The sequence below is a fragment of the Pseudoduganella sp. S-14 genome, assembly GCF_049913285.1.
Classification (GTDB): domain Bacteria; phylum Pseudomonadota; class Gammaproteobacteria; order Burkholderiales; family Burkholderiaceae_D; genus Rugamonas.
In genome coordinates, this window is the sequence record NZ_CP183991.1 from 5,989,407 (window position 1) to 6,003,426 (window position 14,020).

Genomic DNA, 14,020 nt, shown 5'->3' on the forward strand with positions numbered 1-14,020 from the left:
TGATTATCGCATCGAACGGCGCACGATGTAGCTGCCGATATCGAAACGCCTGGTGATGTGGCGGTAGTGGAAGGTGAAGCCAGGCCAGATCACCAGGTTGCGCCCGCGCGAATCGAGGTACCAGCTCTTGCAGCCGGTATGCCATACGGTGCCCTTGAGCTTTTGCTGCAGCCTGCGGTTGTAGGCGCCCTGCACCTCCGGCTTCACCTCGACCGAGTGCAGGCCGTCGCGCAGCACGCGCCGCACGCCATCCACGGCGTAGCGCACGGCCGATTCGATCATGTAGACCATGGAGTTGTGCCCCAGCAGGGTGTTCGGCCCGGTAATCATGAAAAAATTGGGAAAGCCGGCCACGGTGGCCCCTTTGTAAGCGCCTGCGCCTTGCTCCAGCGCCTGGGCGAAACTGCAATCGCCGCGGCCGCGCAGTTCGATCGGGCCGTAGGCGTGTTCGACATCGAAGCCGGTGGCGTAGATGATCACGTCGACCGGGCGCTCTTCGCCGCTGCCAGTCACGATACTGTGTTCACGCACCTCGCGGATGCCGTCTTTCAGCACCGCCACGTTGGGCTGCGAGAGTGCGGGGTAGTAGTCATTGGCCAGCAGCACGCGCTTGCAGCCAAGCGTGTAATCGGGCACCAGCCTGGCGCGCAGTTGGGGATCAGCGACTTGCCGCCTCAGGTGGCGCAGCGCTTGCCATTGCATCAGCTTCGCGAGTGCCGGCAGGAAGATGAACAGCACCACGCGCGATTCGAACTGGATGTACTGCTTGGCGCGATGCAGCTGCTGCAGGGGGCGCACGCGGGCCAGCAGCCACCGTTCGACGCGCGTTACCGCGCGATCCGGGCGCGGCAGCACCCAGTGCGCGGTACGTTGATAATGGTCCAGCTGCTGCACCTGCGGCTGGATCTCCGGCACGAATTGCACCGCACTGGCGCCACTGCCGATCACCGCCACGCGCTTGCCACGCAAATCAATGCTGTGGTCCCACTGCGCGGAATGGAAGCTGTCTCCGCGAAAGCGCTCGGCACCGGAAAAATGCGGCACGCTCGGGCGGCCCAGCAGGCCAATGGCACTGATCACTGCACGCGCACTGATTGCTCCCTTGCTGGTGGCGATGCGCCAGCGGCCGTCCGCTTCGTCGAACCGGGCCGACTGCAGCGCCGTGCCCAGGCGCAGGTGGCGCTCCAGGCCGAATTCGCGCACCACGCGCTGGGTATATTCGAGCAGTTCGCCCTGGCGCGGAAACAAGCGGCTCCAGTGCGCATTCTGCGCGAAGGAGAAGGAGTAAAGGTGGCTGGGAATATCGCAGGCTGCGCCGGGATAAGTGTTGACGCGCCAGGTGCCGCCGAACACTTCATCCTTCTCCAGCATGACGAAATTGTCGATGCCCGCTTCCTTCAGCTTGATTGCGCTGCAGATGCCGCCAAAGCCGCTGCCCACGATCACTACGTCGTAATCCATTGCCGCCCCCTGGATGGTTTGGCAGACTATAATTTTGCCTTAATAACAAGTCAATATGGAGGCGGGGATGTTCTTCCTGTATGCGTTGGGCGGCGCCGTATTGGCGCTGGTTGCGGCAGACCGGCTGCTGCCAGGCCCGCTGGCGCGAGCGTCGCTGGCGCTTGAGCGCAAGCGTTCCGGGCTCTCGCTGCGGCACGCTTCCCTGCCCTACCTCGATAGCGGCACTGGCAAGGAAGTACTGCTGCTGGTACACGGCTTCGCCGGCGACAAGGACAACTTCACCCGCATCGCGAGCCTGCTGGCGCCGCACTACCGTGTGATCATCCCCGACCTGCCGGGTTTTGGTGACGCACGGCGCGACCCAGGCGCGAAGCACGATATGGCGACACAGGTCGAAAACCTGCGCGCCTTCATGGCGGAACTGGGCGTGCAGCGCTTCCACATGGGCGGCAATTCAATGGGCGGCTTTATCGCTGCCGAATATGCAGCCCGCCATCCCGAGCAGGTTGCCAGCCTGTGGCTGCTGGCTCCCGCTGGTACCGAAGAAGCGCTTGAATCACCAGCGTTCCAGGAATACCTGGCAGGAGGCAGCATGCCATTGCTGGTGCCGGAGCGGCGCGCCTTCGACAACATGATGACTGCATGCATGGCGAAGCCGCCATTCTTCCCTTATTCGCTGAAGCAGGTGTTGGCGCGACGCGCGGTAGCGGATTACCAGCTGCATTGCGCACTCATGAAAGATCTTGTGGGGTCGCCGCACTTGCGGGGGCCAATCAATACTCCTGCCCTGATAGTGTGGGGTACCGAAGACCGCATCCTGAGCCCGAAAGGCGCGCCCGCAACAAAGGCATTGATGCCGGGCAGCCGGATGATCATGATGAAGGGCGTTGGCCATTTGCCGATGCTCGAGGCCACGCGCATCACAGCGCGGGACTTCCTCGATTTCCAACGCAGCGTTAGTATGCTCAAGTGAAACGTTCTATCCTTATTCTCCTCTGGCCCGCGCTGGCGCTGGCCGCCCCCCAATCTCCAACATCGCGCTGGATCAATAGCGACAACGTTCGCCTTCGCGCCAACGACAGACTGGACTCACCGGTGTCCGCTATCCTCCCAAAGGCGACAGAGTTGTCGCTCAGCTACGATGGCGGTGAGTTCTGCCAGGTCGAAGGCGAAGGCATGTACGGCTTTGTGGCCTGTAAATTCCTGAGCAAGGACCGGATTGAGCGCCCTATGGCCGGCCAAGCCGGTATCGATCCCGCCCAGCGTTGGATCGGCGGCAGTGCCGTTATCCTGCGCGCCGAGCCGAAACTCGACGCAGCCGTCGTGGGCCGTATGGGATTGAACTCGGTCGTCAGGCAACTGCGGGAAATAGCGGGAACCGCTTATTGCGAGGTACAGGTGGAGGGTAAGCTAGGCGGATTCACCGCTTGCCGTTACCTGCTGACTTCCCCGCTTGCCGTAAAGGACGCCCGCGACCCGCTGCGCGCCTTCTGGATTTCTCCAAGCTGGCAAGAACTGGAAAACTACACGGCAGTACTCAAAGCAAACCGACCGGACATAAGGATGCAGGGGCCGTGGCCACGCGATGAAGAACTGGAAAAGATGAAAGCCCACCTGGCGCTTGGCATCAACCCACCGCAGCCAGCGGCGCTCGCCGACTGGCAAGCACTTAAGCGGCGCGCTGCCGAAGACCTCGACTTGACGGGCGAAGCAGAGCGCCTGCGCCGAGCAGGCAAGTCTGTCCCCAAGGCCATGGAAGAGATCGACCGGCACGCCTCTGTCATTGCTTCGAATCTGCGCCAAGCCATGGCCTTGTACGCGCCGGCCTTCGACGAATTCGAAGCGTCCGGGCGGAAGCGCATGATCCAGCTTGTCAGGGCACTTGAATTCAATCCAGTGCGGCCATCGCTATTCAAGAGCGAGGCGGACCTTGCCCCGTACGATTCGACGACAGAGCAGGCCGGCGGCCGCTTCGGCATTGTCTACCGTCAAACCGTCACGCCACGCCCGGCGCCTCCAAACGTGCAGGAAGACCTGTCAACGCCTGGCCTATACGACATGCTGTCTCGTACCGAATCGCTGGTTCGGCCAGTGCAGCGCGTGCAACTGTTCCGCGATGGACAACTGCGCGCCGAACCCACCTACTTGCGCAACACAGCAACACTGTACCGCGATTTCGACGAAGAAGAATGCGCTGGATGGAAGCCCGGTTTCGCTGCAGGCGATGCCGATGCGAAAATGTGGCCGCACGTCGGCGGTCGCCCCTCCGACTCTCCGCCAGCGGGCAGCGTTTATGCCTTCTACATGCTGGCGCCGTTGCCGCAAGCTGCTGCGCAGCGCAAGGAATTTCCGGTGAAACTCGATCGCCAGTTGACCGGGTTTGTGCGCGGCACCCATCTTTATTACGACCTGGATCACGACGGCATTCCCGACCTGGCGATATGGGAGGGCGAAGGCCAGGCGCCTGGCCATATGGAATTGATCAACGAAGACCACCGCTGGTATCGCGTGGTACTGGTGAATATTAACGGTGCCTGGAAGGTGCTCGGCGCAGACACCTTCGGATACGGCTGCGGATGCTGAGCTAAGCGGGGCGGCCCGTCAGTGCGAAGGCGCGGGTCCGCTTGAGGAATTCGTTGAATTGTGTGGCGTGCTCGGGGAAGCGGTCCTGGCCTTCAATGAAGATCGCTTCCGCTTCATCCAGGTGGCCTAGCTTCATCAGGCATTCGCCCTTGCAGAAGAAGGCCGACATGCCTTCGGGATTGAGGTAGAGGGACTCGTCCAGGTCGCGCAGCGCTTTCTCATACAGGCCCAGTTCCATGAAGGAGAAGGCGCGCTTGTCCAGTGCGTCGCTGTAGGCGGGATAAAGTTCAATGGCCTTGCCGAATTCGTTGATGGCTTCGATGCTGCGGCCTTCAGCAGCATGGGCGCTCGCGCGATCGAAGTGCGCCTCGGCGGTACGCATGATGGTGTCGACATCCTGTCCGGTCAGGCGCACGTACAGCTCGAAATCCATGTACTTCAAGCCTTGCAGTTCAACTTCGGTAGCTGGCTGGTTGCCGGCCAGTTCCCACCCCTCGGCCAGCGATGTGGCGGCGCGCGGCGAGTGGGCCATACGGACTGCCGACTGGGCCAGCACGTCCAGCGTGGGCTTACGTGCTACTGGTTCGTAAGTCAGGCAATGCGCGGTCGCGCCTTCGACAGCGAACACCTTGAGCGCGCTCCAGCCTTGGCCGTCCGGCAGCGGCTGGACGAGCACATCCCCCGCCTTTACGACGAGTTGCTGGCTTGGCTGGAAGTTTCCCGCCGCCCTCGCGCGCGGAGCGCCGAGGGAAGCGAAGAAGGAAGTAATGGTTTTAAGCATGCACAGGAGTGTACATGCTTTTTTTGCAGGATTACTGCTTGGCGTATGACGCCAGGCGGGCTTCCATGGAAGGCTGCAGGTCTGCCGGGGAGCTGATGTTCATGCCCAGGTTGTTCAGCAGGCCGTCCTTCAGGCCGTAAACGAAACCGTGCACGGTCAGTTCCTGGCCGCGGTCCCAGGCGTCCTGCACGATGGTGGTGGAGCAGACGTTGACAACCTGTTCCACCACGTTCAGTTCGCACAGGCGCTCGCTCTGCTTGCTGACATCGTTCAGCGCGGAGCCGAGGTAGCGCTCATGTTTTTGCGCGACGTCCTGCACGTGGCGCAGCCAGTTGTCGACCAGGCCCACGCGGCCGCCGGTCAGTGCGGTGTGCACGCCCTTGCAGCCGTAGTGGCCCACGATGATCACATGCTTGACCTTCAGCACCTCGATCGAGAACTGCAGCACCGACAGGGCATTCAGGTCCGAATGCACCACCACGTTGGCGATATTACGGTGCACGAACACTTTGCCCGGCGGCAGGCCAAGCAGTTCGTTTGCCGGTACGCGCGAATCGGAGCAGCCGATCCACAGGTATTCCGGCCCGACCATCGACAGGTCGCGGAAGTAGTCGGGGTCTTGGGCCACCTTGGCCTCGGCCCATTTCCGGTTGTTTTCCAGCAGGTGCTTCAGTACGTCGTCGCTCATGTCTCTCACTCGAAGAAGTCTTTGACCTTGTCCATGAAGGACTTGGTCTGTGGGCTATGCTTCGCACCACCCTCGGCGGTGGATCGCTCGAATTCGCGCAGCAGTTCTTTTTGCTTGTCAGTCAGCTTGACCGGGGTCTCGACGGCGACATGGCAGAACAGGTCGCCCGGATAACCGGAGCGTACGCCCTTGATGCCCTTGCCCTTGAGGCGGAAGGTCTTGCCGGACTGGGTACCGTCCGGAATGGTGAACGATACTTTACCATCCAGCGTCGGCACTTCGATTTCGCCGCCCAGCGCCGCCTTGGCGAAGCTGATCGGCATTTCGCAATGCAGGTCGTCGCCTTCGCGCTGGAACACGGCGTGCGGCTTGATGTGGATTTCCACATACAGGTCGCCCGGCGGCCCGCCGTTGGTGCCTGGCTCGCCGTTGCCGGTGGAGCGGATGCGCATGCCGTTGTCGATGCCGACCGGGATCTTCACTTCCAGCGTCTTGTTGCGCTTGATGCGGCCCGCGCCGGAGCACGATGGGCATGGCTCAGGAATGATCTTGCCGGTGCCGTGGCACTTCGGGCAGGTCTGCTGGATGCTGAAAAAGCCCTGCTGCATGCGCACCTGGCCGTGGCCGCCGCATGTGTTGCAGGTGACCGGCTGGGTGCCCGGCTTGGCGCCGGAACCGTGGCAGGTATCGCACTTGTCCCAGCTCGGCACGCGGATGGTGGTGTCGAAGCCGTGGGCGGCCTGCTCCAGGGTGATTTCCAGGTTGTAACGCAGGTCGGCGCCGCGGTAAACCTGCGGGCCGGACTGGCGGCTGCGGCCACCGCCGAAAATATCGCCAAAGATGTCGCCGAAGGCGTCGCCAAAGCCGCCGAAGCCGCCGCCGCCGCCCGCCCCCATATTCGGGTCAACGCCGGCGTGACCGTAACGGTCGTACGCTTCGCGTTTTTCCGGGTTGGTCAGCATCTCGTAGGCCTCTTTGACCTCCTTGAACTTCTCTTCGGCCTCTTTGTTATCCGGATTGCGGTCCGGATGGTATTTCATCGCGAGTTTGCGATAGGCCTTCTTGATTTCGTCTTCGGACGAGTTCTTAGCGACCCCGAGGATCTCGTAAAAATCACGCTTTGCCATGGTGTACCAATTTATGCGAAAAAGCCGAGCGAGCCCCTGTTGGATGCTCGGCTCGGCTGGTCATAGAGTTGACCGGATTTGAAGCTTACTTGCTGTCTTTGACTTCCTTGAAGTCAGCGTCGACCACGTCGTCCTGGGCTGGCTTGGATTCAGCCTGTGCACCGGCGCCTGCCGCGCCTTCGGCACCGGCTGCGCCTTGCTGCGCCTGCATGTCAGCGTACATCTTCTCGCCCAGCTTCTGCGAGGCTTCGGACAGCGCTGCCACCTTGGCGTCGATCGCTGCCTTGTCGCCATCCTTGATGGACGCTTCCAGTGCGGTGATCGCAGCTTCGATCTTCTCTTTCTCGCCGGCTTCCAGCTTGTCGCCGTACTCGGTCAGGGACTTCTTGGTCGAGTGCACCAGCGCGTCGGCCTGGTTGCGGGACTCGGCCAGTTCCTTCAGCTTCTTGTCTTCTTCCGCGTTCAGCTCGGCGTCCTTCACCATCTTCTGGATTTCCTCTTCGGACAGGCCGGAGTTTGCCTTGATGGTGATCTTGTTTTCCTTGCCGGTGGCCTTGTCTTTCGCGCCCACGTGCAGGATGCCGTTGGCGTCGATGTCGAAGGTCACTTCGATCTGCGGGGTGCCGCGTGCTGCCGGCGGGATGCCTTCCAGGTTGAATTCGCCCAGGCCCTTGTTGCCCGCTGCGATTTCACGCTCGCCCTGGTACACCTTGATGGTCACGGCCGGCTGGTTGTCGTCGGCGGTCGAGAACACTTGCGAGAACTTGGTAGGAATCGTGGTGTTCTTGTGGATCATCTTGGTCATCACGCCGCCCAGGGTTTCGATACCCAGGGACAGCGGGGTCACGTCCAGCAGCAGCAGGTCCTTGCGGTCGCCCGACAGGACTGCACCCTGGATCGCGGCGCCGACGGCCACCGCTTCGTCCGGGTTCACGTCCTTGCGTGGGTCCTTGCCGAAGAATTCTTTCACTTTTTCCTGCACCTTAGGCATGCGGGTCATGCCGCCGACCAGGATGATGTCGTCGATGTCGGACACTTTCACGCCGGCGTCCTTGATCGCGGTGCGGCAAGGCTCGATGGTGGCGGTGATCAGTTCCTCAACCAGGGACTCCAGCTTGGCGCGGGTCATCTTCAGGTTCAGGTGGACCGGTGCGCCGTTCGCCATGGCGATGTAAGGCTCGTTGATTTCGGTCTGCTGCGAGGACGACAGTTCGATCTTCGCGCGCTCGGCCGATGCCTTGATACGCTGCAGGGCGATCGGATCCTTCTTCAGGTCCAGGCCGTTGATCTTCTTGAACTCTTCGATGATGTAGTCGATCACGCGCTGGTCGAAGTCTTCGCCGCCCAGGAAGGTGTCGCCGTTGGTCGACAGCACTTCGAACTGCTTCTCGCCGTCCACGTCGGCGATTTCGATGATCGAGATGTCGAAGGTACCGCCACCCAGGTCATACACGGCGATCTTGCGGTCGCCCTTGTCGGTCTTGTCCAGGCCGAATGCCAGTGCAGCTGCGGTAGGCTCGTTGATGATGCGCTTGACGTCCAGGCCGGCGATACGGCCGGCGTCCTTGGTTGCCTGGCGCTGCGAGTCGTTGAAGTAGGCAGGCACGGTGATGACCGCTTCGGTCACGTCTTCGCCCAGGTAGTCTTCCGCGGTTTTCTTCATCTTGCGCAACACTTCTGCGGAGATCTGAGGCGGAGCCAGTTTCTTGTCGCGCACGCCGATCCAGGCGTCGCCGTTGTCGGCCTTGGTGATTTCGTAAGGCATCAGGGAGATGTCCTTCTGGACTTCCTTCTCCTGGAACTTGCGGCCGATCAGGCGCTTCACCGCGAACAGGGTGTTTTTCGGGTTGGTGACGGCCTGGCGCTTGGCAGGTGCGCCAACCAAGATTTCGCCGTCGTCTTGATAGGCGATGATCGAAGGGGTGGTACGCGCGCCTTCTGCATTCTCGATGACCTTCGGCGCGCCATTTTCCATGATGGCGACGCAGGAGTTGGTGGTACCCAGGTCAATACCGATGATTTTGCCCATGATTTGTTCTTCCTTGTGTACTAAGTTTTGAATGCTTCTTATATGTGGAATTCGTGTTTCTTTTCAAGTGCTTACTTTGGCTGGGCAGCCGTCACGATGGCGGGGCGCAGCAAGCGGTCCGCAATCATGTAACCCTTTTGCAGCACTGCTACAACGGTGTTCGCTTCCTGCTCGGCCGGCACCATGGCGACGGCCTGGTGCTTGTTCGGATCCAGCTTGTCGCCGGCCGCCGGCATCACTTCGATCAGGCGGTTGCGCTCGAAGGCGGAATTCAGCTGTTTCAGGGTCATTTCGACGCCTTCTTTCAGCGATTCCAGGGTCGGGTTGTCGACTTTGAGCGCCATTTCCAGGCTGTCTTTCACCGGCACCATGGCTTCGGCGAAGCTTTCAACAGCAAATTTGTGGGCTTTGGCAACGTCTTCCTGGGCGCGGCGGCGAATGTTCTCGCCTTCGGCCTTGGCGCGCATGAAGGCATCATGCATTTCGGCCAGTTTCGCCTCGGTCGCGGACAGCTGCGCTTCCAGGTCGGACATCGCAGGGGCTTCAACTGGAGTCGTTTGCTCTTCTGCCTGTTCCACTTCCGGGTTCTGGCTTGGCTGGTTTTCCTGGTCTTGCATCTAAAAGACTCCTACAAAATCGTGTTTATCTGACATCTAATGCTTGTTGCACGTGCAAAAAATGGGGCTTGCCCCTATCTTTTCAAGGGGTATTCTGCGCCCCCGTGCAAAGGCCCGGCGCACGCCGGTGGGACTGTTGTTGTAACAGTAGAGTTACAATTTTTACAAAGCTCGCAGATACGTAAACCGAGGGTTTTGACTAAGATGAATCTATGCGGTGCCTGGACACCGCGGCCCCTCGGAGCGCATCATGAAGTTGCCATTTATTACAGCGTCGATCATCGCGTGGAGCTTCCTTGCTACAGCGGTGATCGTCTTCAGCGAACTCTTCCCCTAATCAGTTATTTTAGCAGGTTAGCACTCACCACCCGCAAGTGCTAACAACTGGCTACCGGCGCAGCTTGCGCATGGACGACATGGTCGGCCAGCCGATCATGTGTTGCTCGGCAACCTCGGTCAGGGCGGCGATCCAGGCCGGATGGCTGTTCAGGCAAGGGATGTAGTTGAACTCCTTGCCGCCGTTGGACAGGAAGTCGTGGCGCACTTCCATTGCAATTTCTTCCAGGGTTTCCAGGCAGTCGCTGGTAAAGCCTGGGCAAATTACATCGAGCTTGCGCACCCCGTCTTTTGCCAATTGCGCCAGAGTCGGCGCGGTGTACGGCTGCAGCCATTCGGCCTTGCCGAAACGGGACTGGAAGGTGACAAGGTACTGGTTTTCGTTCAGGCGCAGCTTGTCGGCCAGCAGGCGGGCGGTTTCCATGCATTCGCGCTGGTAGGTGTCGCCCAGGTCGATGGTGCGTTTTGGCACGCCGTGGAAGCTCATCACCAGCTTTTCGCCGCGGCCGTTGATTTCCCAATGCGCCAGCACGGTCTTTTTCAGCGCATCGATATATCCGTCGTGGTCGTGGTAGTCGCGCACGAAGCGCAGCTCAGGGATGTTGCGCACTTTTTTATAGTGGTCGAATACCGCGTCGCTGACCGAAGCAGTGGTCGTGCCGGAATATTGCGGGTAGGCCGGCAGGATCAGGATGCGGTCGTGGCCGTCGGCCTTGAGTTTGCCCAGGACTTCCGGCAGCGATGGGGAACCGTAACGCATCGCCATGGCGACCGTGACATCGTTGTGGCCACGCTCTCCGAGCAGGCCGCGCAGCAGCTTGGCTTGCGCTTGCGTGTGATATTTCAGCGGCGAGCCGTCGCTGGTCCAGATCGAGGCGTATTTTTCCGCCGACTGCTTTGAGCGGAACGGCAGGATGATGCCGTTCAGGATGAACCACCAGAGCGCCTTCGGGATCTCGACCACGCGCGGGTCGGACAGGAATTCCTTGAGGTAGCGGCGCACAGCGCTGGGCGTTGGCTCGTCGGGAGTGCCGAGATTGACCAGCACCACGGCGGTTCTGGAGACGGAGCCTGGCTGGAGGGAGGGTTCTTTGGCGAACGGCATCGTGGATACTTTTTGTTATTCGTGGGCGCACCATTATAAGCTGGCAGTGCGAGGGACGATGGTTGGTCGCCAGGCTATTCTCGCATCGAAAGCGACAGCCAGGCAGGGACAACGTCCTCCCAAAGCAACCGCCAATCCACGGGTAGCACACAGCTGTAGGAAGACATGGCGCAATCAAGAGGCCAGTAGTTCGCGGGCGTGCTTGCGCGTGGTGGCGGTGATTTCAAGGCCCCCCAGCATGCGCGCCACTTCCTCGATGCGCGCCTTTTGGTCCAGCACTTCGATGCGCGAGGCTGTGCGGCCATTGTCCGACGTTCCCTTGGCGACCTGGAAGTGCTGATTGCCCTGGCTCGCGACTTGCGGCAAGTGCGTCACGCACAGCACCTGGCGCTCTTGTCCCAAGCGCTTGAGCAAGCGGCCCACGACTTCGGCTACGCCACCACCGATGCCGCTATCGACTTCGTCGAAGATCAATGTCGGCACCGTCGTCGCGTGCGAGGTGATCACGGAGATCGCCAGCGAGATGCGCGCCAGTTCGCCACCCGATGCCACCTTGGCCAGCGGACGCGGCGCCACGCCGGCATGGCCAGCCACCAAGAACTCCACCTGTTCGACGCCGTACGCCGTCGGCTCGCATGGGCGCAATGCAATCTCGAAGCGGCCACCGGACATGCTCAGTTCCTGCATGCCTTGCGTAACGGCTGCGCCCAGCGCTTGCGCGGCTGTCGCACGCGTCGCCGACAGGTCCGAAGCCAACGCGAGATAGGACGCTTTCAGCTTTTCTTCCTGCTTGCGCAAGCCTTCCAGGTCGGCCGCATCGGCCAACTGCGCCAGCTTTTCCGACAAGCGTTCGTGTTCGTCCGGCAGGTCATCGGCCTGCACGCGGAATTTTCGCGAGGCCGAATGCAGCGCTTCCATGCGCGCGTCGACTTGGCGCAGGCGCTCAGGATCAAGCTCAACGCGGTCCATGTAATTGCTCAAGGCGTAGACCGATTCCTGCAACTGGATGCGCGCCGATTCCAGCATTTCGACCACCGGCTGCAGCTCCGCATCGACCGACACCAGCTTGCCAAGCCGCGTCGCAATCGTCGTCACTTGCGAAAGGACCGGATGCTCGTCGGCTTCCGAGAGGACGCCCAGCGCTTCCTGCGCGCCTTCCAGCAAACTGGCCGCGTGCGACAGGCGCGAATGCTCGCTGCCGATTTCCGCCCACTCGCCCTTCTTCGGCGCCAGCTTGTCCAGCTCCGTCACCTGCCACTCGAGACGCTCGCGCTCGAACTGCAGGTTGGCCGCGTTGGCCTCGTATTCTTCCAGCTGTTTCGACAAAGCGCGCCAGGCGCGATAAGCCGCCGTGACGTCGCGCACATTGGCGCCGCACTGGTTATCCAGCAGCTCGCGCTGCGAATCGGTTTTCAACAGCGACTGGTGGGCGTGCTGGCCGTGGATGTCCACCAGCATGTCGCCCAGTTCGCGCAGCTGGCCCGCTGTCGCGGCCACGCCGTTGATGAAGGCTTTCGAGCGGCCGGCATTATCAATCACGCGACGCAGCAGCGCCCCGCCCTCTTCCACCGCAAACTCGTTCGCTGCCAGCCAGGCCTGCGCCTGCCCGGTCAGTGCGAAATCGGCGGTGATATCGGCCTTGGCAGCGCCTTCGCGCACCATGCTGCCATCGCCCCGGCCACCCAGCGCCAGCGTCAGTGCATCAATCAGGATGGATTTACCGGCACCGGTTTCGCCGGTGAAGACTGTGAAGCCAGGGGAAAATTCAAGCTCAATTGAATCGACAATAACGAAATCGCGGATGGACAGGGTTCGAAGCATCAGATTTTGCCGTCAGTAGATGGGTATTCGTTCCAGTGCAGCTTTTCGCGCAGGGTGTTGTAGTAGCTCCAGCCTTCCGGGTGCAGGAAGGTGATGGTGTGCGGCGACAGGCGGATGTGGATCTGGTCGCCATTCGCCAGGCTGGCGAAGGTCTGCATGTCAAAGTTCACGGTGGTGTCCTTGCCGCGCTTGATCTCGATCACGATTTCGCTGGAATCGGGCAGCACGATCGGGCGGTTGGACAGCGCGTGCGGTGCGATCGGCACCATGACGATGCCGCCCAGCGTTGGATGCAGCAGCGGGCCGCCGGCCGACAGCGCGTACGCCGTGGAGCCGGTCGGGGTGGAGATGATCAGGCCGTCCGAACGCTGGTTGTACATGAACTGGTTGTCGACATCGACGCTAAGTTCCACCATGCCGGCGCCGGCGCCGCGCGACACCACTACGTCGTTGACTGCGGTGCCGAAGAAGATCGCCTTCCCTTCGCGCATGACGCGGCCTTCCAGCAGGGTGCGGCGCTCGGCCTTGTGGGTGCCGCCGAGGATGCGGCCCAACACGGGCAGCATGTCTTCCTGGCGGATGTCGGTCATGAAGCCGAGACGGCCCTGGTTGATGCCGATCAGCGGCGTGTCGTAGGAGGCAAGCTGGCGCGCGATGCCCAGCATGGTGCCGTCGCCGCCCATCACCACCACGGCATCGGCGCGCTCGCCAATGCCCTGCACGCTCATCGAGGGGATGTCCGAGATGGCAAGGTGCTCGGCCGTATCCGACTCCAGCACCACGCTGTAACCGCCCTGCTTCAGGAAGTCCAGCACATCGCGCACCGGCTCTTCGATGCCGGTGGTATTCGGGCGGACAACCAGGGCAATCGTGTTGTACATCGGATGCGTAACGGACATATCAATCTCGGTCAAAATATGGGGGTGGCAACACGCAGCAGAGTAACCCATAATGCTTGCTCATGCCATGCATTGCGACACTGGCCGATACGCTAATAAGTACTGTATGTTTGCACAGTATATAACAAGGGGGACTGGAATGGCAAAAGCATTGGGCATTGGCGGGATTTTCTTCAAATCCAAGGACCCGCAAGCGCTGATGGCCTGGTACCAGAGCTGCCTGGGATTGCCGGATGAAGCCAAGGAGTATGCCTCCTTCGCCCCGACCACCATGCCGTCGAATGGCGCCACGGTATTCAGCCCCTTCAAGAGCACCACTTCCTACTTCGCCCCGTCCAAGCGCGAGTTCATGATCAATTTCATTGTGGATGACCTCGATGGCGCGCTGAAACAGGTAGCCGATGGAGGCGGCACGCTGGTAGGCGATGTCCAGTCCTTCGACTACGGCCGCTTTGGCTGGTTCATCGATCCGGACGGGAATAAGGTCGAGCTGTGGCAGCCGACTGCTGCGGAGTAAGGAACTGATTGCACCAGGCGCAAACTTTCGTGATTTCGATGCTAGCCGCAGCCTGA

At 61.1% G+C, this 14,020-nt stretch carries 12 protein-coding genes; 3 read left to right on the forward strand and 9 right to left on the reverse strand.

The features are described 5' to 3' along the window. Positions 1-3 precede the first annotated feature (3 nt). Positions 4-1,461, reverse strand: a complete 1,458-nt coding sequence (locus tag ACN9MZ_RS27710; protein ID WP_426340012.1) for a flavin-containing monooxygenase — start codon at positions 1,459-1,461, stop codon at positions 4-6. A gap of 67 nt (positions 1,462-1,528) precedes the next feature. On the opposite strand from ACN9MZ_RS27710, the gene ACN9MZ_RS27715 reads away from it, so the two are divergent. Continuing rightward, a complete protein-coding gene (locus ACN9MZ_RS27715; protein WP_426340013.1) occupies positions 1,529-2,434 on the forward strand; it encodes an alpha/beta fold hydrolase in 906 nt (301 codons plus the stop codon). Then, positions 2,431-4,044: a hypothetical protein gene (locus ACN9MZ_RS27720; RefSeq protein ID WP_426340014.1), complete on the forward strand. Its 1,614-nt coding sequence runs from the start codon at positions 2,431-2,433 to the stop codon at positions 4,042-4,044. The genes ACN9MZ_RS27715 and ACN9MZ_RS27720 overlap by 4 nt, the downstream gene beginning before the upstream one ends. Before the next feature lies 1 nt (position 4,045). Here the strand turns inward: ACN9MZ_RS27720 and ACN9MZ_RS27725 are convergent, their stop codons facing one another. The 8 genes from ACN9MZ_RS27725 to ACN9MZ_RS27760 all read right to left on the reverse strand — a co-directional run bounded on the left by ACN9MZ_RS27725 (position 4,046) and on the right by ACN9MZ_RS27760 (position 13,447). Beyond that, on the reverse strand, positions 4,046-4,825 hold the full coding sequence (locus ACN9MZ_RS27725; RefSeq protein WP_426340015.1) for a tetratricopeptide repeat protein: 780 nt from the start codon (positions 4,823-4,825) through the stop codon (positions 4,046-4,048). 31 nt (positions 4,826-4,856) lie between these two features. Continuing rightward, positions 4,857-5,513: a carbonic anhydrase gene (locus ACN9MZ_RS27730; protein ID WP_426340016.1), complete on the reverse strand. Its 657-nt coding sequence runs from the start codon at positions 5,511-5,513 to the stop codon at positions 4,857-4,859. 5 nt (positions 5,514-5,518) lie between these two features. After that, on the reverse strand, positions 5,519-6,640 hold the full coding sequence (dnaJ, locus tag ACN9MZ_RS27735; RefSeq protein ID WP_426340017.1) for a molecular chaperone DnaJ: 1,122 nt from the start codon (positions 6,638-6,640) through the stop codon (positions 5,519-5,521). A gap of 85 nt (positions 6,641-6,725) precedes the next feature. Continuing rightward, positions 6,726-8,669 carry a molecular chaperone DnaK gene (gene dnaK / locus ACN9MZ_RS27740; RefSeq protein ID WP_426340018.1) on the reverse strand — a complete coding sequence of 648 codons (1,944 nt, stop codon included), beginning with the start codon at positions 8,667-8,669 and terminating at the stop codon, positions 6,726-6,728. Between the two features lie 71 nt (positions 8,670-8,740). Continuing rightward, positions 8,741-9,286 carry a nucleotide exchange factor GrpE gene (gene grpE, locus ACN9MZ_RS27745; RefSeq protein ID WP_426340019.1) on the reverse strand — a complete coding sequence of 182 codons (546 nt, stop codon included), beginning with the start codon at positions 9,284-9,286 and terminating at the stop codon, positions 8,741-8,743. 388 nt (positions 9,287-9,674) lie between these two features. Continuing rightward, positions 9,675-10,727, reverse strand: coding sequence for a ferrochelatase (hemH, locus tag ACN9MZ_RS27750; protein WP_426340020.1), 1,053 nt, complete (start codon positions 10,725-10,727; stop codon positions 9,675-9,677). Between the two features lie 174 nt (positions 10,728-10,901). Then, on the reverse strand, positions 10,902-12,548 hold the full coding sequence (gene recN, locus ACN9MZ_RS27755; protein ID WP_426340021.1) for a DNA repair protein RecN: 1,647 nt from the start codon (positions 12,546-12,548) through the stop codon (positions 10,902-10,904). Next, a complete protein-coding gene (locus ACN9MZ_RS27760) occupies positions 12,548-13,447 on the reverse strand; it encodes an NAD kinase (protein ID WP_426340022.1) in 900 nt (299 codons plus the stop codon). The genes recN and ACN9MZ_RS27760 overlap by 1 nt, the downstream gene beginning before the upstream one ends. 139 nt (positions 13,448-13,586) lie before the next feature. Between ACN9MZ_RS27760 and ACN9MZ_RS27765 the strand changes: the two genes are divergently transcribed. Next, positions 13,587-13,964 carry a VOC family protein gene (locus ACN9MZ_RS27765; RefSeq protein ID WP_426340023.1) on the forward strand — a complete coding sequence of 126 codons (378 nt, stop codon included), beginning with the start codon at positions 13,587-13,589 and terminating at the stop codon, positions 13,962-13,964. The last annotated feature ends 56 nt before the right edge of the window (positions 13,965-14,020 follow it).

Excerpts from the sequence above, each read along its gene's own strand:
- ACN9MZ_RS27710 (WP_426340012.1), bottom strand. The coding sequence starts at position 1,461 with ATGGATTACGACGTAGTGATCGTGGGCAGCGGCTTTGGCGGCATCTGC.
- grpE (WP_426340019.1), bottom strand. The coding sequence starts at position 9,286 with ATGCAAGACCAGGAAAACCAGCCAAGCCAGAACCCGGAAGTGGAACAG.
- ACN9MZ_RS27725 (WP_426340015.1), bottom strand. The coding sequence starts at position 4,825 with ATGCTTAAAACCATTACTTCCTTCTTCGCTTCCCTCGGCGCTCCGCGC.
- recN (WP_426340021.1), bottom strand. The coding sequence starts at position 12,548 with ATGCTTCGAACCCTGTCCATCCGCGATTTCGTTATTGTCGATTCAATT.
- dnaJ (WP_426340017.1), bottom strand. The coding sequence starts at position 6,640 with ATGGCAAAGCGTGATTTTTACGAGATCCTCGGGGTCGCTAAGAACTCG.
- ACN9MZ_RS27730 (WP_426340016.1), bottom strand. The coding sequence starts at position 5,513 with ATGAGCGACGACGTACTGAAGCACCTGCTGGAAAACAACCGGAAATGG.
- dnaK (WP_426340018.1), bottom strand. The coding sequence starts at position 8,669 with ATGGGCAAAATCATCGGTATTGACCTGGGTACCACCAACTCCTGCGTC.
- hemH (WP_426340020.1), bottom strand. The coding sequence starts at position 10,727 with ATGCCGTTCGCCAAAGAACCCTCCCTCCAGCCAGGCTCCGTCTCCAGA.
- ACN9MZ_RS27715 (WP_426340013.1), top strand. The coding sequence starts at position 1,529 with ATGTTCTTCCTGTATGCGTTGGGCGGCGCCGTATTGGCGCTGGTTGCG.
- ACN9MZ_RS27765 (WP_426340023.1), top strand. The coding sequence starts at position 13,587 with ATGGCAAAAGCATTGGGCATTGGCGGGATTTTCTTCAAATCCAAGGAC.
- ACN9MZ_RS27760 (WP_426340022.1), bottom strand. The coding sequence starts at position 13,447 with ATGTCCGTTACGCATCCGATGTACAACACGATTGCCCTGGTTGTCCGC.